The sequence below is a fragment of the Tepidiphilus succinatimandens genome, assembly GCF_006503695.1.
In the GTDB taxonomy this organism is placed as follows: Bacteria; Pseudomonadota; Gammaproteobacteria; order Burkholderiales; family Rhodocyclaceae; genus Tepidiphilus; species Tepidiphilus succinatimandens.
In genome coordinates, this window is sequence record NZ_SBIK01000012.1 from 79,815 (window position 1) to 97,927 (window position 18,113).

The 18,113-nt window shown below is 67.1% G+C and carries 11 protein-coding genes, 3 tRNA genes and 1 rRNA gene; 7 read left to right on the forward strand and 8 right to left on the reverse strand.

Annotation, left to right across the window (positions count from 1 at the left end; translation table 11 throughout):
* Position 1: 1 nt before the first annotated feature.
* Genes EPD82_RS08555 through EPD82_RS08565 form a run of 3 tightly spaced genes read left to right on the forward strand, consistent with a single transcriptional unit; the run spans position 2 to position 4,808 of the window.
* A complete protein-coding gene (locus tag EPD82_RS08555) occupies positions 2-3,214 on the forward strand; it encodes an efflux RND transporter permease subunit (RefSeq protein ID WP_141056416.1) in 3,213 nt (1,070 codons plus the stop codon).
* Positions 3,211-3,420 (forward strand): YgaP family membrane protein, encoded by a 210-nt coding sequence (locus EPD82_RS08560; protein ID WP_055424196.1) that lies wholly within the window; start codon positions 3,211-3,213, stop codon positions 3,418-3,420. The genes EPD82_RS08555 and EPD82_RS08560 overlap by 4 nt, the downstream gene beginning before the upstream one ends.
* Before the next feature lie 17 nt (positions 3,421-3,437).
* Complete coding sequence (locus tag EPD82_RS08565) at positions 3,438-4,808, forward strand: TolC family outer membrane protein (RefSeq protein ID WP_055424195.1); 1,371 nt, start codon at positions 3,438-3,440, stop codon at positions 4,806-4,808.
* A 99-nt stretch (positions 4,809-4,907) separates the two neighbouring features.
* On the opposite strand, the gene EPD82_RS08570 is transcribed toward EPD82_RS08565, so the two are convergent.
* The 4 genes from EPD82_RS08570 to hrpA form a co-directional block, all read right to left on the reverse strand.
* Positions 4,908-4,983, reverse strand: a tRNA-Gly gene (locus EPD82_RS08570).
* Between the two features lie 8 nt (positions 4,984-4,991).
* Positions 4,992-5,065 (reverse strand) — tRNA-Cys (locus tag EPD82_RS08575).
* A gap of 43 nt (positions 5,066-5,108) precedes the next feature.
* Positions 5,109-5,184, reverse strand: a tRNA-Gly gene (locus EPD82_RS08580).
* 59 nt (positions 5,185-5,243) lie between these two features.
* On the reverse strand, positions 5,244-9,500 hold the full coding sequence (hrpA, locus tag EPD82_RS08585; RefSeq protein WP_206202252.1) for an ATP-dependent RNA helicase HrpA: 4,257 nt from the start codon (positions 9,498-9,500) through the stop codon (positions 5,244-5,246).
* A 169-nt stretch (positions 9,501-9,669) separates the two neighbouring features.
* Here hrpA and EPD82_RS08590 point away from each other — a divergent pair, with 169 nt between their 5' ends.
* The 4 genes from EPD82_RS08590 to EPD82_RS08605 all read left to right on the forward strand — a co-directional run bounded on the left by EPD82_RS08590 (position 9,670) and on the right by EPD82_RS08605 (position 14,273).
* Entirely contained in the window at positions 9,670-11,373 is a 1,704-nt protein-coding gene (locus EPD82_RS08590) for a glutamine--tRNA ligase/YqeY domain fusion protein (protein WP_198289092.1), read from the forward strand.
* Positions 11,374-11,500: 127 nt separating this feature from the next.
* Positions 11,501-12,799 (forward strand): nitronate monooxygenase, encoded by a 1,299-nt coding sequence (locus tag EPD82_RS08595; protein ID WP_198289093.1) that lies wholly within the window; start codon positions 11,501-11,503, stop codon positions 12,797-12,799.
* 23 nt (positions 12,800-12,822) lie between these two features.
* Positions 12,823-13,896 (forward strand): Holliday junction branch migration DNA helicase RuvB, encoded by a 1,074-nt coding sequence (ruvB, locus tag EPD82_RS08600; RefSeq protein ID WP_055424370.1) that lies wholly within the window; start codon positions 12,823-12,825, stop codon positions 13,894-13,896.
* A gap of 14 nt (positions 13,897-13,910) precedes the next feature.
* Positions 13,911-14,273, forward strand: coding sequence for a hypothetical protein (locus EPD82_RS08605; protein WP_055424371.1), 363 nt, complete (start codon positions 13,911-13,913; stop codon positions 14,271-14,273).
* A 19-nt stretch (positions 14,274-14,292) separates the two neighbouring features.
* Here EPD82_RS08605 and EPD82_RS08610 read toward each other — a convergent pair whose 3' ends face one another.
* The 4 genes from EPD82_RS08610 to rrf form a co-directional block, all read right to left on the reverse strand.
* Positions 14,293-15,009, reverse strand: a complete 717-nt coding sequence (locus EPD82_RS08610) for a DsbC family protein (RefSeq protein ID WP_141056418.1) — start codon at positions 15,007-15,009, stop codon at positions 14,293-14,295.
* Positions 15,009-16,199, reverse strand: coding sequence for a UbiH/UbiF family hydroxylase (locus EPD82_RS08615; protein WP_055424377.1), 1,191 nt, complete (start codon positions 16,197-16,199; stop codon positions 15,009-15,011). Before EPD82_RS08615 ends, EPD82_RS08610 begins: the two co-directional genes overlap by 1 nt.
* Before the next feature lie 2 nt (positions 16,200-16,201).
* Positions 16,202-17,836 (reverse strand): methyl-accepting chemotaxis protein, encoded by a 1,635-nt coding sequence (locus tag EPD82_RS08620; protein ID WP_206202253.1) that lies wholly within the window; start codon positions 17,834-17,836, stop codon positions 16,202-16,204.
* Between the two features lie 187 nt (positions 17,837-18,023).
* A 5S ribosomal RNA gene (gene rrf / locus EPD82_RS12490) occupies positions 18,024-18,113 on the reverse strand; the annotation flags it as partial.

The window sequence follows — 18,113 nt, forward strand, 5'->3', positions numbered from 1 at the left end:
GATGGACGCCCCGCGCCCGCTCGGCCTCTCCGGCCGCATCGCTGCGCAATTCCAGAGCGCGCAGATCACACCGCTGCTCGCGCTCATCGCCTTGCTCATGGGGCTCTTCGCCGTGCTGGTCACGCCGCGCGAGGAGGAGCCGCAGATCAACGTGACCATGGCCAACGTCCTCATTCCCTTCCCCGGGGCGGCGGTGGCCGACGTCGAACAGATGGTGGCTTCGCCTGCCGAACAGGTGCTCGCCCAGATAGAGGGCATCGAACACGTCACCTCCGTTTCGCGCCCGGGTCTGGCCATCCTCACGGTACAGTTCAAGGTGGGGGTGCCGCGCATCGTGGCCCTGGTGCGGCTGCACGACACGCTGCGCACCCATACCGACTGGCTGCCGCGCGACCTGGGCGTGCTCGAACCGATCATCAAGCCCAAGGGTATCGACGACGTACCCATCGTCACACTCACGCTCTACGCCACCGACCCGCAGCAAGGGGCGTTCGATCTCGAACGCGTCGCCCACAGCATGGAGATCGAGCTCAAGCGGGTACCTGGCACGCGCGAGGTGCAGACGATCGGCGGGCCCGGACGGGCCGTGCTCGTACGCCTCGATCCGGTGAAGATGGCCGGCAGCGGCGTCACCGTCCAGGATCTCCACGCCGCCCTGCGCTCGGCCAACGTCGGTCTGCCGGCGGGGGAACTGGTGCAAGGAGATGCCACCGTCGCCGTGGAAACCGGGCCGTTCCTTGCCAGCGCCGAGGAAGTGGGCGAGCTGGTGGTGGGCGTGCATGAGGGTCGTCCGGTCTTCCTGCGCGAGGTGGCCGAGGTGCAAGACGGTCCTCCGCCGCCCGAACGCTACGTCTGGCACGGCCGCGCCGAGGCGGCGGGCGGTGGGGAATTCCCCGCGGTGACGATCGCCGTCACGAAGAAACCCGGCGAGAACGCCATCGACGTGGCCGAGGCGGTGATCCATCGCGCCGAGGCGCTGCGCAACACCCTCGTGCCCGCCGGCGTGGAGCTGGCGGTGTCACGCAACTACGGCGTCACCGCCAACGACAAGGCGCAGACGCTCATCAAGAAACTGCTCTTCGCCACGGCTTCCGTGGTGGCGCTCGTCTTCTTCGCCCTGGGGCGGCGCGAGGCGGCCATCGTGGGCCTGGCCGTGGTGCTCACCCTCATGGCCACGCTCTTCGCCTCCTGGGCCTGGGGGTTCACGCTCAACCGCGTCTCGCTCTTCGCGCTCATTTTCTCCATCGGCATCCTGGTCGACGACGCCATCGTGGTGGTGGAGAACATTCACCGCCACCACCTGCTGCAGCCCGATGCGCCGCTCGTACGCCTCATCCCGGCCGCGGGGGACGAGGTGGGCGGCCCCACCATCCTCGCTACCCTCACAGTGATCGCGGCGCTGCTGCCCATGGCCTTCGTCACCGGCCTCATGGGCCCCTACATGAGCCCCATCCCGATCAACGCCAGCATGGGCATGCTCATTTCGCTCGCCATCGCCTTCACCGTCACGCCTTGGCTGTCGCGCCTGTGGTTGCGCGGACACGGGCAAGCCAAGGCCGGTCTCGGCGAGCGCATCGCCCCGTTCTTCGAGCGCATCTTCCGGCCGTTGCTCGACGAGCGAAGGGGGGCAAGGAACCGAGGCGTGCTCGCGCTCTTCGTGCTCGCGGCGATCGTCGTCTCGCTCGCGCTGCCGGCCACCGGGCTCGTGCTCATGAAGATGCTGCCTTTCGACAACAAGTCCGAATTTCAGGTGGTGGTGGACCTGCCCGCCGGCACGCCGCTCGAGCGCACTGCGGCGGTGCTGCACGAACTGGGGGCGTTCCTCGCCCGCCAGCCCGAGGTGGCCGACTACCAGGCCTACGCCGGTACCGCCTCGCCCATCAACTTCAACGGCCTGGTGCGCCAGTACTACCTGCGCGCCGGCGACGAGGTCGGCGATATCCAGGTGAATCTCGTCGACAAGCACCTGCGCCACGAGCAGAGCCACGCCATCGTCACGCGTCTTCGCCCGGCGCTGCAGGAGATCGGCCGGCGCATGGGCGCCAACGTCAAAGTGGTGGAAGTGCCGCCGGGCCCGCCGGTACTCTCGCCCATCGTCGCCGAGGTCTATGGCCCGGAAGCCGCCGGGCGGCGTGCCGTGGCCAAGGCCATGCGCGCCGTGTTCGAGCGCACCGAGGGCATCGTCGACATCGACGACAGCACGATCGCCGAGGCCCCGAGAAAGCTGCTCCTCGTCGACCGGCGCAAGGCGGCGCTTGCCGGCGTCTCGCAACAGGCGATCGTCACCACCCTGCAGGCGGGCCTTGCCGGGCTGCACTCGGCCTATCTGCACGATGCGAGCAAATACCCGGCCCCCGTACTGCTGCAGCTGCCCGCCGAAGCCCATGGCGAGCTGGACGCGCTGCTGCGGCTCGCCGTGCGCGGGCCCGACGGGCGGCTCGTGCCGCTGCGAGAACTCGTCACGGTGAGCGACACGCTGCGCGAAGAGCCCATCTACCACAAAGACCTCCTGCCGGTGGTCTATGTCGTCGGCGACATGGCCGGGCGCATCGACAGTCCCCTCTATGGCATGTTCGCCATGCGCGGGGCGATCGGCGAGATCGTCGCTCCCGACGGGGGGCACCTGGAGGAGCACTTCATCCGCCAGCCCGAGGATGCGCTGCGCGGCTACAGCTACAAATGGGATGGCGAGTGGCAGATCACCTACGAGACTTTTCGCGACATGGGCGCCGCCTACGCCGTGGGGCTGATACTCATCTACCTGCTGGTGGTGGCGCACTTCGGCTCCTATCTCGTGCCGCTCGTCATCATGGCGCCGATTCCGCTCACCCTCGTCGGCGTGATGCCAGGGCACGCGCTCCTGGGGGCGCAATTCACCGCCACCAGCATGATCGGCATGATCGCGCTCGCCGGCATCATCGTGCGCAACTCTATCCTGCTCGTCGACTTCATCCGGCTGCAGGTGCGCGAGGGCGTTCCGCTCGAGCACGCCATCGTACGCTCGGCGATCACGCGCGCCCAGCCGATCCTGCTCACGGCGCTGGCGGCCATGATCGGCGCGCTCTTCATCCTCGATGATCCGATCTTCAACGGCCTGGCGATCTCGCTCATCTTCGGCATCTTCGCCTCGACCCTGCTCACCCTCGTCGTCATCCCCACCCTCTATTACATGGCTTATCGTCGTTCCCGTCCCGACCAAGGAGAACCGTCATGACGTCCTGGCGCATCGTCCGCATCATCGCCGGCACTTTCATCCTCGTCTCGCTGCTCTTGGGCGCGCCCGCGAGCCCCTTCTTCATGAGCCAATGGTGGCTCGCCTTCACCGCCTTCGTCGGCCTGAACCTGATGCAGAGCGGATTCACCCGCTGGTGCCCCCTGGAAATCTTCCTGCGCAAGCTCGGCGTGCCGGGCGGCTGCTGAAACCGGAGGACGCCGCGATGCGCCTGTCTCCCTGGTCGGCCCTGCTGCTCGCCTTGCCTCTGCCCACGGCGCACGCCCTCGATTTGATGGAAGCCTGGCAAGCGGCACGCGAGCACGACCCTCGCATGGCGATGGCCCAGTCTTCGCTGGAGGCGGGCCGCACCCAGCGCGAACAGGCACGCGCCCTATGGCGTCCGTCGGTGAGCGTGGGCGGCGGCGCCGGGGTGCGCTCGCTCGAATCCAACACGCATGGGGCCTACTTCGCCGCCCCCGGCATGGCACCCTCCGAGCACGTCACCTTCAAGACCTCGATCGACAACGGCACCGCCACCCAGTGGAACGTCACGGCGCGCCAGCCACTCATCCACGGTGAGCGCTCGGCGCAGAGCGAACAGCTCACGCTCGGCGCGGACGCCGCCGAAGTCGAATGGCTGGGTGCGCGTCAGGAGCTGATGCTGCAGGTGGTCGAGAGTTACTTCCAGCTCGTCGTGGCCGAACGCCGGCAGGCACTATTGCGCCGCCAGCTGGAGGCGGTGGAACGGGCACTCGCCGAGGCCAAGGATCGTTACGCCGCGGGTGACCTGCCCATCCTCGACACGCACGAGGCCACCGCCCGCGCCCGCACCCTGCAGGCGCAGCTCGTGGCCGCCGAGAGCGAACGGGAAGTAGCGCTGGCAGCGCTCGCCGACGCCACCGGCCTGGAGCCAGAGCGGCTCGATCCCCTGCCGCCTTCGGCCAGCGTCTTGTCCCCCGAACCGCTCGAACCGCTCGCGCACTGGCAGGAGGTGGCGCTCGCTGCCAATCCCCTGCTGCGCCAGGCGCAGGCCAAGGTCGAGATCGCGCACAAGGAAGTAGAAAAATACCGTGCAGCGGCCGATGCCACGGTCGATCTCGTCGCCCAGGCCGGGCGCGACTACGTGAGCGGCGACGGCGATTACGGCTCGTCCAGCGTCGAGCAGACGCAGCACGTGATCGGCGTACAAGTTAACATCCCCCTCTACACGGGGGGATTGCGCAGCGCCAAGCGGCAAGAGGCGCTCAAGCTCGAAGACCGGGCCCGGGCCGAGCTCGAATGGATACGCCAGCAGGTGGGGCAACAGGTGCGCGCCGCCTGGCTCGCGCTGCAGACGGCCCACGCGCGCGTGACCGCGCTCGAAGAGGCGGTCACGGCGAGCGAGGCGCGCCGCGACGCCACGCGCCTGGGGCACGAAGTCGGAGACCGCACTACGCTCGACCTTTTGAATGCCGAGAACGATCTCGACGCAGCGCGGCTCGCGCTGCTGCAGGCACGAACCGAGGTCCTGCAGAACCGCCTGAAGCTCCAGGCGCTCGCCGGCCGGCTGGACGAAGAACGGCTCGCGGCGGTCGACGCCGCGCTGCAACGCTGATTTTCGCCCAGCGCAAAGCCTCAAGCATAGCCTTACGGAGGCGATTCGCGATGCCCATAAAAAAGCCCCGGCTTGGCACCGGGGTTTTTTATGGCTTACTGGAGCGGGAAACGAGACTCGAACTCGCGACCCCGACCTTGGCAAGGTCGTGCTCTACCAACTGAGCTATTCCCGCGTAGATTCTGGAGGCGCGGGCCGGAATCGAACCGACGTCCAAGGATTTGCAGTCCTCTGCATAACCACTCTGCCACCGCGCCGTAGACGCCGATTCCTGACGGACTCGCGCCCGAAGTAATCGGTTGGAGCGGGAAACGAGACTCGAACTCGCGACCCCGACCTTGGCAAGGTCGTGCTCTACCAACTGAGCTATTCCCGCTCGCGAGAAGCGCAATTGTAAGTAAACGCCTCACCCTTTGTCAATAGCCTGCACCGTAATCACCTCGCCCCCGCCTGCCACATCTTCTCCAGCCGCTTGACGCTCACCGGCACCGGTGTTTTCAGCTCCTGGGCGAAGAGCCCTACGCGCAGCTCTTCGAGCAACCAACGGAATTCTTCGAGGAAGGTCGAAGGCCGGCCTTTGGCCTCCCGCCAGGCCCGCTCCCAGGGGGAGGCCACCTGGCGCCAGGACTGCAGCCATTGCCGGTCGCGGGCGGGATCTTTCTGCAGCTTGTCGAGGCGCACGCCGATCGCCTTGAGATAGCGCCCGTAATGCTGCAGCCGCGCCCAAGGGATCGTCGCCAGGAAACGCGGCGGGAAGAGGGCCGCGAGCTGGGATTCGACGTCGGCGACGGCCTCGGGGTGCGCCCGACGCAGCGTCTCCAGGCGTTTTTCGATCGCGCGGCGCTCGGCGAGCCACTGCGCGAGCAGGCGCATGAGCTCCTGCGCTACCAGCACCAAGCGCTCCCTGCCCGCGGCCACGCGCGCGGCAAACGCCTGTGCGTCGCGCGGCAGTTCTTCCTCGAGGCAGACGCGCGCAAGGCTTGCCTCGATCACCGCCTCGCGCAGCTCCGCCTCGTTGCCATACGGCATCCAGGCGATGGCGAGTGCCCGCCAGTCGGGATGGCGCTCGATGGCCCGCACCGCCTCCTTGAGCGCGAAACGCAGCAGGCGCAGCACGCCGCGCCGGTGCATGGCTTCGGCCTCTTCCTCCGTGTCGCAGGCGCGCAGCCGCACTCCATCGCCCACGTCCTCCAGCGCCGGAAAACCGATGGCGGTGACGCCGTCGATCTCTACCTCGACGAGTTCCGGCAGAGTACCGAAGTCCCAGCCGGTCGCTTTGTCCGCGAGCGGCGTGGCGGCGGAACCGCCCGCGCCCGTCCCTCCGGCAGCGGATACGCCGTCCCTGCCGTTGCCACCCGCCTCGCCGGAAGACGACGGCGCTTTGCGCCCCTCGCGCGCACGCATCGCCCTCGCCGCCGCACCGTCCTTTCCTTCGCCTCCACGGCCCGTTGCACCGCGGACGGACGAAGCAGCGCGCTCCCCTTCCCCTGCGGTTTTCGTTCCGGCATCGCCCGCCTTGGCCGCCAGCAAACCCCCCAGCTCGGCAAAACGCGAGCGCACCGTCTCGCCCAGCCGCGCACGCAACTCGGCAAGCGAGCGCCCCTGCGCGAGGATGCGGCCGTCGGGCCCCTCGACGCGGAAGTTCATGAAACAATAAGGCGGCAACACTTCGGGACGGAACGCCGCCTCGGGCGTAGGCAGCTGCGTACGTGCTGCGACGAACTCGGCCAATGCTTCGAGCAGTGGCCGCTCGGCAGCGATCTCGCCTGCTTCCACCGCAGCGCAGAATTCTTTGGCCCGCTCCGGCAGCGGCTGCAGGCGATGGCGGTGCTTCTGCGGCAGCGTCTTCAGCAAACGCAGCACCTTGTCTTCCAAGAGCCCCGGCACCAGCCATTCGCAGCGCGCCGCCGACACCTGGTTGAGCAAGGCAAGCGGCACCACCAGCGTCACCCCGTCGTCGTTGGCCGCAGGATCGTGCTTGTATTCGAGCGCAAGCGGCTGGCCGTAGAGCACGAAAGCGGAAGGGAAACGCTCGGTGGTGACGCCGGCCGCCTCGTGCCGCATCAACTGCTCGCGCGTGAGATAGAGCAGCTTGGGCGCACCGCGCTCGGCCTGCTTGCGCCAGGATTCGAAACTCGCCAGATCGACCACGTCCTGCGGGATCAGATGGTCGTAGAAGGCTTCGATCAGGGCGGTGTCGACCAGCACGTCGGGCCGGCGCGTCTTCTGCTCCAGGCGCTCGATCTCCTCGACCAGGCGCAGGTTGTGCTGCAGAAACTTCATGCGCGCGAGCTGGGCCGGCTCCACTTCGCCCGCCACCAGCGCGTCGCGGATGAAGAGCGTGCGGCACAGGGCGGGATCGACGTCACGGTAAGGCACGGCGCGTTGCGCATAGATCGGCAGGCCGAAAAGGGTGCCCCGCTCCCAGGCGCGCACTTCGCCCGCCCTCTTCGCCCAGTGCGGCGCCTCCAGCTGACGCCGGATGAGGTGCGGCGCCACTTCCTCGATCCAGGCCGGCTCGATGCGGGCAACGCAGCGCGCGTAGAGACGCGTCGTCTCCACCAGTTCGGCGGCGAGCACCCACTTCGGCCCGCGCTTGGCAAGCGGCGAAGAAGGATGGATCCAGAAACGGATACCACCGGCGCCGAGGTAACTGCCTGCCTGAGGCCCGCTCACGTCCTCCTGCTTCAGCCCGACATGACGCACGAGGCCAGCGATGAGCGCCTTATGCACCGCCTCGTAGCCGGCCGGGTGCTCGTTCTCGCGCCAGCCGTGTTCGGTGACGAGCGCATGCAGCTGGGTCCACACGTCGCGCCACTCGCGCATGCGCAGCCAGGAAAGGAAATGCGCCCGGCACCACTGCCGCTGCTTGTTCGTCGACTCGTGCCGCTCGAGCTCGCGCCAGGCTCGCCACAGGTTGAGGTACCAATAGAATTCCGACTGCGCCTCGCGCTCGCGCCCGCGAAAGAGCGCATGCTTCTGGTCGGCCTGGGCGAGCTGCTCGGCAGGGCGCTCGCGCGGATCCTGCACCGACAGCGCCGCCGCGAGCACCAGCATCTCGGCCAGGCATCCGTACTGCCGCCCGGCCGCGAGCAGGCGCCCGATCTTGGGATCGAGCGGCAGCGCCGCGAGCGTTCGCCCCACTTCGGTGAGCGTGCGGGTGGTCGCATCGAGCGCCGAGAGCTCCACCAGCTCGCGCACGCCATCTTCGATCGCACGCGGCGCCGGCGGATCGAGAAAAGGGAACCCCTCGATCTCACCCAGATCGAGCGCCTGCATGCGTAGGATCACACCGGCAAGCGACGAGCGCAGAATTTCGGGGTCGGTGTGCGCCGCCCGCGCGGCAAAATCTTCTTCGGCGTAGAGCCGGAAACACACCCCGTCCATCACCCGGCCGCAGCGCCCGGCCCGTTGGTTCGCCGCCGCCTGCGAAATGCGCTCCACCCGCAGCTGCTCGACCTTCTGCCGCGGCGAATAGCGCTTGACCCGCGCCAGCCCCGTATCGATCACATAGCGGATGCCCGGCACGGTGAGCGAAGTCTCGGCCACGTTGGTGGCCAAGATCACCCGCGGCAGAGCTCCGCGCCGGAAGACGCGCGCCTGCTCCTGCGCCGACTGGCGCGCGAAGAGCGGCAGGATCTCGAACTCGCCGCGCACCGTCGCCCGCCGCTCCAGCGCCTCCTTGGCTTCCCGAATTTCACGCTCGCCGGGCAGGAAGACGAGGATGTCCCCCGGCCCCTCGCGCCAGGCTTCCTCGACGCAGGCGACGATCCCGTCGAAGAGATCGCGCTCCTCGGCCGCAGCGCGCGCCGTGCGCTTTCCATCCCCTTCCTCCCCTTCGAGCGCGGCGAGTTCCTCCCCGTCGATCGCCTCGACCGGGCGGTAGCGAATCTCGATGGGATAGAGCCGCCCGCTCACCTCCAGAATGGGGACTTCGCCCGCCACCGGCGCGAAATGCGCCGCAAAGCGCTCGGCATCCATCGTCGCCGAGGTGATCACCACCTTGAGATCCTCGCGGCGCGCGAGCAGGCGATGCAGATAGCCGAGCAGGAAGTCGATGTTGAGGCTGCGCTCATGCGCCTCGTCGATGATGATGGTATCGTAGCGCGACAGCCACGGATCGCTTGCCGTCTCGGCCAGCAAAATGCCATCCGTCATCAGGGTGACGTACGACTCGGGCGAGGTGCGGTCGTGGAAACGCACCTTGTAGCCCACGTCCCGCCCCAGAGGCGAGCCCAGTTCCTGGGCGATGCGCTCGGCCGTGGCCCGCGCGGCGATGCGCCGCGGCTGGGTATGGGCGATCTGCCCGGCGATGCCGCGCCCGGCGGCGAGGCAGATCTTGGGCAGCTGCGTCGTCTTGCCCGAACCGGTCTCCCCGCAGACGATCACCACCCGGTGCGCGCGGATCGCCGCCTCCAGCTCGGCGGCGCGCTCGCTCACCGGCAGATCGGGCACGCACTCGGCCCGGGGACGACGCGCCAAGCGCGCCTCCCACGCCGCCTGCGAGCGCTCCAGGCGCTGCGCGAGCTGCGCCGAGAGCCGCTCGCGCGCCTCGCCCTTGGCCCGGCGCAAGCGCTTGACGAGCGCAAGGATCGGCCCGCGGTCCTGTGACAGACAGCGGCTCAAATCGAGGCGACCTGCCTCGCGGAAAGATTCAGGAGATTCGACGAGCACGGGCAGAGTGTTGGACAAACTCGAAAAAATCGATGATTGTGCCGCAAAAATGCGGCCAAGGGCAAAAGGATCTCGACAAAGACCGCGAAAAAAGCGGACGGGTTCCCGCCACCGCGGGACGCCCAACGCGCCACGACGCCCCGGTCGCGCTAGAATCGCGTTTTCGGCATTCCCGGAAGTCGATATCGTGAGCGACCTCGCCCCTCCTGCCCACTTCATCAAGAACGCCATCGACGAAGACCTCGCGGCCGGCCGCTACCGCCAGGTCGTCACGCGCTTCCCGCCCGAGCCCAACGGCTACCTGCACTTCGGCCACGCCAAGTCCATCGTGCTCAATTTCGGTCTGGCCCGGCTCTACGGCGGACGCTGCCACATGCGCTTCGACGACACCAACCCCACCACGGAGAGCATGGACTACGTCGAAGCCATCCTGGAGGCGGTGCGCTGGCTCGGCTACGACTGGGGCGAGCACCTGTACTTCGCCTCCGACTACTTCGAGACCATGTACCGCTGCGCCGAGGCGCTCATCGAGCGAGGGCTGGCCTACGTCGATTCGCTGCCGCCCGAAGAGATCCGTGCGCTGCGCGGCACGCTCACCGAACCCGGCCGGGACAGCCCCTATCGCAACCGCAGCATCGAGGAGAACCTCGCGCTCTTCCGTCGCATGCGCGCCGGGGAATTTCCCGACGGGGCGCACGTGCTGCGCGCCAAGATCGACATGGTGAGCCCCAACCTCAACCTGCGCGACCCCATCCTCTACCGCATCCGGCACGTCTCCCACTACCGCACGGGCAATGCCTGGTGCCTCTACCCCACCTATACCTACGCCCACCCCATCGAAGACGCCATCGAAGGCATCACGCATTCGCTGTGCACCCTCGAATTCGAGGACCAGCGCCCCTTCTACGAGTGGCTGCTGGAAGCGCTCGCCGAGGCCGGCATCTTCTCCCGTCCCCTGCCGCGCCAGATTGAGTTCGCCCGCCTCAACCTCGAATACGTGGTGCTCTCCAAGCGCAAGCTCATCGAGCTCGTCGAAGGACGGCACGTAGACGGCTGGGACGACCCGCGCCTGCCGACGCTTGCCGGCGGACGTCGGCGCGGCTACACGCCCGAGGGCTTCCGCCTCTTCTGCGAGCGCATCGGCGTGAGCAAGGCCGACGGCTGGATCGGCTACGAAGTCCTCGAACAAGCCATGCGCGATCACCTCAACGAAGCGGCCGAGCGGCGCATCGCCGTGCTCGACCCCCTGGAACTGGTGATCGACGACTTCCCCGAAGATCACGTCGAATGGTGCGAAGCGCCCAACCACCCGCTCGATCCGGAACGGGGCAAGCGGCGCATCCCATTCACACGGCATCTATGGATCGAGCGCGGCGACTTCATGGAAACGCCGGTCAAAGGTTTCCATCGCCTCACGCCCGGGGCCACGGTACGGCTGCGCTACGGCTACGTCATCGAATGCACCGGTTGCGACAAAGACGAATCCGGTCGCGTGGTGCGCGTGCACGCCCGCCATTTCCCCGACTCCAAGAGCGGCACACCCGGCGCCGATCGCTACAAGACCAAGGGCAACTGCCACTGGCTGTCGTGCGCGCACGCGATCGAAGCCGAGATCCGGCACTACGACCGGCTCTTCCGCCACCCCCGCCCCGGCACCGAACCGGGCCCGGACGGCGCACCGCGCTCCTTCCTCGAAGACCTCAACCCCGAGTCGCTGCGCCGCTACCGCGCTTTCGTCGAACCCCAGGCCGCGCAGGTTCCCCCCGAGACGCGCTTCCAATTCGAACGGCACGGCTATTTCGTCACCGACCGCCACGACCACCGGCCCGAAGCCCCGGTATTCAACCTCACCGTCGGGCTGAAAGACACTTGGGGAAAAATTCAGCGCTGAACTTCCTGCCCTGGCAAGCGGTCTCAATGATGTCATTTCGTCGTGTTTTGACGGTCAGGTACCGTGCCTGCCGTCAAAACGCGTACAATAGCGCCGTTTGTCCGAAGTCAAGAGGGTCGTTCGTTCGATGATGTCCGCTGCCGATCGCTGTGTCGATGAATTCCGTTTCCGTTTCGGCCGCCACGGCCCCGAGCTGATCCCCATCATGCTCGGAGGGATGGGCGTCGACATCTCCAACGCCGACCTCGCCCTCGAGATCGCCCGCCTCGGCGGCATCGGGCACATCTCGGACGCCATGGTGCCCACCGTCACCGACCGGCGCTACGACACCGCCTACACCAAAGAAAAACTCAAGCGCTACAAATATAACGTCAAGAGCCTGGACAAGTCGGCGGTGAAATTCGACCTCGGGCTCCTGGCCGAAGCGCAGAAGATGCACGTGCTGCGCACCATGGAACGCAAGCGCGGCCCAGGGCTCATCTTCATCAACTGCATGGAGAAGCTCACGATGGCCGCGCCCAAGGAAACGCTCAAGGTGCGGCTGGAATCGGCGCTCGATGCCGGCATCGACGGCATCACCCTCTCGGCCGGGCTGCATCTGGGCTCCTTCGCCCTCATCGAAGAGCACCCGCGTTTTCGCGATGCCAAGCTCGGCATCATCGTCTCCTCGGTGCGCGCCTTGCAGCTCTTCCTCAAAAAGAGCGCGCGTACGCGGCGGCTACCCGATTTCGTGGTGGTGGAAGGGCCGCTTGCCGGCGGACACCTCGGCTTCGGCCTCGACTGGGCGCGCTACGACCTGCGCAGCATCGTCACCGAAGTACTCCAATACCTCGCACGCGAAGAACTCGCCATCCCCGTCATCCCTGCCGGCGGCATCTTCACCGGCACGGATGCCGTCGAATTCCTCGAGATGGGGGCCGCTGCCGTCCAGGTCGCCACGCGCTTCACCGTCACCAAGGAATGCGGCCTGCCCGATCGCGTCAAGCAGGAATACTTCAAGGCCAACGAGGAAGACATCGAGGTCAACACCATCTCACCCACCGGCTACCCTATGCGCATGCTGAAATCCAGCCCTGCCATCGGTGCCGGCATCCGGCCCAACTGCGAAGCCTTCGGCTACCTGCTCGACGCGAACGGCCACTGCGCCTACATCGACGCCTACAACCGCGAAGTCGAGAAAAACCCGCACGCCAAGACAATCCACGTGTGGGACAAGACCTGTCTGTGCACCCACATGCGCAACTTCGACTGCTGGACCTGCGGGCACTACACCTACCGGCTGAAAGACACGACGCATCGGCTCCCTGACGGCAGCTACCAGCTGCTCACCGCCGAGCACGTGTTCAACGACTACCGCTACAGCAAGAACCACGAAATCGCCCTGCCGCCGCGGGAAGTCGAACCTACCCCCGTCGCGGCCGGCTAAGGGTTCGCCGGGGCAACGCCGCCATGGCCATCGAAACCGACGCCCTTGCCGCTTCTTCTGCCGAGGCGCGGCTCATCGGCCCGGCCGCGCGCCCCGAAGATGCCTTCGAGCGGGCGCTGCGCCCCAAGCGCCTGGCCGAGTACATCGGCCAGCCCAAGGTGCGCGAGCAGCTCGACCTCTTCATCCAGGCCGCGCGCCGCCGCGGCGAAGCCCTCGATCACGTCCTCCTCTTCGGCCCCCCCGGTTTGGGCAAGACGACGCTCGCGCACATCATCGCCGGCGAAATGGGCGTGGGGCTCAAGCAGACCTCCGGGCCGGTGCTCGAACGGCCCGGCGATCTCGCCGCAATCCTCACCAACCTCGAACCCAACGACGTGCTCTTCATCGACGAGATCCACCGGCTCTCACCGGTGATCGAGGAAATCCTCTATCCGGCGATGGAGGATTATCAAATCGACATCATGATCGGCGAAGGGCCGGCCGCGCGTTCGATCAAGCTCGATCTCGCCCCCTTCACCCTCGTGGGCGCCACCACCCGCGCCGGCATGCTCACCAACCCGCTGCGCGACCGCTTCGGCATCGTCGCCCGGCTGGAATTCTACGCCCCTGAGGATCTCGCCCACATCGTACGCCGCTCGGCGCAGCTGCTGGACGTGCGCATCGACGAGGCCGGCGCCCTCGAGATCGCCCGCCGCGCGCGCGGCACGCCGCGCATCGCCAACCGGCTGCTACGCCGCGTGCGCGACTTCGCCGAGGTGCGCGCCGCCGGCGCCATCACCGCCGAGATCGCCGACCGGGCACTCGCCCTGCTTGACGTCGACCCCCTGGGGCTCGACCTGATGGACCGCAAGCTCCTCTCGGCCGTGATCGAGAAGTTCGCCGGCGGCCCGGTGGGGCTCGACAACCTCGCCGCGGCCATCGGCGAGTCGGCCGACACCATCGAAGACGTGCTCGAACCCTACCTCATCCAGCAGGGTTACCTGCAGCGCACCCCGCGCGGACGCATTGCTACGCCCGCCGTCTACGCCCACCTCGGCCTCAAGGCGCCACCGCGCCCCGAAACGGCGCTGGGCACGCTCTTCGACGAATCCGACTGAAAGGGCACGGGCGCATGCGCGCCTTCCTCGCCTTCGCCATCGTCTTCTGCGCCCTCACCGGCCTCTGGCTCTTGTGGGCCGCACCCGCTTTCTACCTTCCAGAACAAAGCGATTCCGGCTGCGGCTGGTGGATCGATGCGACCGGCGCCCGCCTCATCGGCCTCGCGCTCGCCGCCATCGCCGTGGCCGGCTGGCGCCTCGTGCGCGCCGCGGCACGCAGAATCCTCCCCGATGCGCGCTGGCAGCGCCGGCACGCGCTCCTCACGCTCGGCGCCCTCGCCCTCCTCGTCTGGGCGAGTGCCCGGGCGCCTTATGTCGCCGAGCCAGCCGGAGGAGGGCTACCGCTCACCTGCCTTTCGGGCACACGACAGCCATAAAAGAAGGCGCGTTCGCGGTTTACCGCACCCGCTTCAAGCGCTCTTCGAGCTTGGCTGCCGGCAGGTAGCCGCCCAGCCGGTCCCCCGAGGCGAGGAAGATCGTCGGCGTCCCGGAGATCCGCAGCTTTTCACCGAGCGCCACGTTCTGTTCGATCGCCTTCGTGTCGCAGGAAGCCGTCTCCGGAACCGGTTTGCCTTCGATCATCCAGGCGACCCACGTCTGGGCCCGATCCGGCGCGCACCAGATGCGCTTCGCCTTCTCTACCGAATCCGGCCCCAGAATGGGATAAAGGAAGACGTAGATCGTCACGTCGTCGATCGTCTGCAGCTCCTTGGCGAGCTTCTTGCAGAACGTACAGTTCGGATCCTCGAACGTGGCCAGTACCCGCGTGCCCTTGCCGCGCACGAGCTTGATCGCCCGATCGAGCGGCAAGGCGGAAAAGTCGATGCGCGCAAGCTCATCCATGCGCTTGGCCGTGATGTCTTCCCGCTTGGCCGTATCGATGATCGAGCCCGTGAGAATGTAGGACACCTTCTCGTCGGTATAGACCACCTCGCCCGTCGTCAGCACCACCTCGTAGAGACCGCCGTAAGGTACGGTGCGCACCGAACTTACCGCCGGCGCTCCCAAAAACGCCTCCACCTTCGCTTTCACTTCCTTTTCACCGGCAAACGCGGCCGTCGCCAAACCCAAGGCCACCGCCAGCGCCACCAGCGTTTTTTTCCACCACCCCATCACTCGTTCTCCTGCACGAAAAAATCCCCGAACGCGGCATAGCGCACCAGCGCCTCCTTGACGAACGGCAGCCGATCGACCAACCGCATCCCGACGTTACGCAACTGCCGCAGCGGCACCGGCTGCAGCGCAAAAAGCCGCGCCAGCGCGTCGGTGGCCGTCTGCATCAGCCAAGGCTCCTCGGCCCGCCGCCTAGCATAGCGCGACAGCACCGGCAAGGCGCCGGGATCGGCCTCGGGCGGCAGAGCGCGGAGCACCTCGCCGAGCACCGCCACGTCGTTGAATCCCAGGTTGATCCCGTGCCCCGAAAGCGGGTGGATGCCGTGCGCCGCATCGCCGATGAGCGCCACGCGCGGGCGCACCACCTGCGGGCAGCGCAGCAAAGAAAGCGGAAAAGCCTGCCGCGGCGTGATCGTCGTCATCGCCCCGAGTATGCCGCCGCTCGCCGCTTCCACGCGGCGCGCGAAGGCCGCCTCGTCGAGTGCGAGCAATGCTTCCGCCTGCGGCTGCGGCGCCGACCACACGATCGACACCCGCTCCCCCGGCAGAGGGAGAAAAGCAAGCACGCCGTCGTCGCGAAACCACTGCCGCGCCACATGCCGATGCGGCCGCTGCACCGCGAAATTGGCCACGATCCCTTGCTGATGGTAAGGCACCACCCGCGCCGGAAGCCCGGCCTGCATGCGCACCCACGACTGCCGCCCGTCGGCGCCCACGAGCAGCCGCGTGCGCACGCGCGAGCCATCGCGGCACACCACCGTGAGCGTGCCCTCCTCACTCACCAGCGCCTGCCCCGCCTTGCCTTCGCCGGTGAGCAGCGTGAGATTGCGCTGCCGCCGCACCGCCTCCCACAAGGCATCGCGCACCAGCGACTGCTCGGCGATCACGGCGAGCCGGCTCAACCCCGCCTCGTAGGCGGAAAAGGACAGCATCCCGCCTGCATCGCCAAACACCTCCATGCGATCGACCGCGCACCAGCGCTCTGGATCCAGGCGAGGCCACACGTCGAGCCGCTCCAGCAGCGCCACGGCCGCTGGCGTATAGGCATAGACGCGGGCATCCCACTGCCCCTCATGCCCTCGCTGCGGCTGAGGCTCGATCAGCCCCACTTTCCAGGGAGAATCGCGTAGCGCCGCCGCACACGCCAGCCCCGCCAAACCGCCACCATGAATCAGGATATCGACGTTCACCGTCACCACCGGAAAAACTGCACCAGTTTCTTCAGATTCTCCGCCAGAGCAGCGAGCGTGCGGCTCGCCCCGGCCAATTCGTCGGAGCTCGCCGCCGTTTGCTTGGTCGAAGATTGGATCGCCCCAATGTTACGCTCCAGCTCCTCAGCCGCCTGGCGCAGCGCCTCTACCGCTTCGGCAATGCGACCATTGAGGGTACGGACCTCCCCCGCCTCGCTGCGAATGTTCGCCAATGCCTTCTGCGCTTCGCGACTATACTCCAAAGTCGTGCGTGCCACCTCGCGGCTCGTCTCCATCACCTGCACCGCCCGGACCGTACCGTGCTGCAGCCTGGCGATCATCTCCTGAATTTCACGCGTCGAATCCTGGGTGCGCACGGCCAAGGAACGCACCTCATCGGCCACCACGGCAAAGCCCCGGCCATACTCCCCGGCTCGGGCTGCTTCGATGGCGGCGTTGAGCGCCAGCAGATTCGTCTGCTGGGCGACCTCATCGATCACCGCGGTGATCTTCTCGATGTTCGCGCTGTCTTTCGAGACCTCGCTCACCGTCGCCGCCACCTCCTCGAGCGTCTCACCGAGATGGTTCATCGCCTCGGCCGTCTTCTGCACCACCTCGTTGCCGCTCTCCACCTGCTTGTCGGTTTCCACCGCCGCCTCGGCCGCCTGTTGAGCGAACGTCGCCACCTGATCGACGTTCCCTCCCATCCGCTCGACCGCCCGTGCCATTTTCTCGGTCTCGGCCGACTGGATCTGTACCTGACGCTGATTGCTCTGGCTGACCTCCTCCAGCCGCCCCGATTGAGCTGCGATATCGGACGCCGCCGCATTCACCTGCTTGATCGTTTCGAGCAACCGCAGCAGGGTCTGCTGCAACACCCCCATGACGCTCTCGGGATAGCGCGTGTTCAGGCGCTGCCCCAACTCACCAGCGGCCAGACGCCGGATCGCCTCGGCCACCTCATCGGGCTCCGCGCCCAGGGTAGCGAGAATGGAGCGAATCGTCATCGAGGCCAGCGTCACCGAGATCACCAGCGCCACGCCGGTCACCAGCAGCATCAGGTTACGGAAACCGCCCGCCACCGAACGCACCTCATCGAGATCGTGCCGGATCACGCTTTCCTGGTGGTCGATGAAGGCGTTGATCGCAGCCAGCCATTCGGTGTAAGCGGGAGAGACTTCGCGCAACAGCATTGTGCGCGCCGCCTCCACGTCACCGCTCAACCGCAGATCGATAACCCTTTGCGTCCCCGGCACCGCCCGTCGCTCGATCTCCTTGATGCGCGCCAGAAGCCGTCTGTCCTCTTCGGTGGCATCCGTCGCCATCAGCTGGTCGAGCTTTTGCGCCGAGTCGGCATAGAAAGCCGCCAGGCGCTCGATATCCGCCACGTGCGCCTTGGCCGCCGTCAGATCGTGCTCCAGCACCGCATCGCGCACGGCGATGGCGCGATCGTGCACGCTGCCGCGGAAGTTGATGGCATAGCGTTGTTTCAGCGTCGCCCCCCGGTTCACGGCGGTGAGCGTCTCGTCCATGAACGCCACACGCTGGATACCGATTGCTGTGATCAGCACCATCAAGGCGAGCAGACTGCCGAACCCCCAGCCCAAGCGCTTCGCAATGGTCATTTTTTTGGACATGGCGCACCCCGTCGTCGTCTCGGGATCACTATACACCAGCCCTCGCACTTCCCAAGGGAGGAAAAGCAGCGGCAAAGAGGGTATTTTGCGTAACTTTGAGGGGGCAGAAACGCAGAGCCCCGGGAGCCTGGGTCGACGCAAAAACCCCCGCCTTCAGCCTACGGCGGGGGTTTTTGTTGAGGGGTTCGTCTGACGCTGACCGACTTTCCCGGAGGCAGGAGCTCCAGTATCATGGGCGCGGCGCCGTTTCACGGTCCTGTTCGGGATGGGAAGGCGT

Coding starts and splice junctions, on each gene's coding strand:
- EPD82_RS08555 (WP_141056416.1), top strand. CDS start 2: ATGGACGCCCCGCGCCCGCTCGGCCTCTCCGGCCGCATCGCTGCGCAA.
- EPD82_RS08560 (WP_055424196.1), top strand. CDS start 3,211: ATGACGTCCTGGCGCATCGTCCGCATCATCGCCGGCACTTTCATCCTC.
- EPD82_RS08565 (WP_055424195.1), top strand. CDS start 3,438: ATGCGCCTGTCTCCCTGGTCGGCCCTGCTGCTCGCCTTGCCTCTGCCC.
- EPD82_RS08595 (WP_198289093.1), top strand. CDS start 11,501: ATGATGTCCGCTGCCGATCGCTGTGTCGATGAATTCCGTTTCCGTTTC.
- ruvB (WP_055424370.1), top strand. CDS start 12,823: ATGGCCATCGAAACCGACGCCCTTGCCGCTTCTTCTGCCGAGGCGCGG.
- EPD82_RS08605 (WP_055424371.1), top strand. CDS start 13,911: ATGCGCGCCTTCCTCGCCTTCGCCATCGTCTTCTGCGCCCTCACCGGC.
- EPD82_RS08610 (WP_141056418.1), bottom strand. CDS start 15,009: ATGGGGTGGTGGAAAAAAACGCTGGTGGCGCTGGCGGTGGCCTTGGGT.
- EPD82_RS08620 (WP_206202253.1), bottom strand. CDS start 17,836: ATGTCCAAAAAAATGACCATTGCGAAGCGCTTGGGCTGGGGGTTCGGC.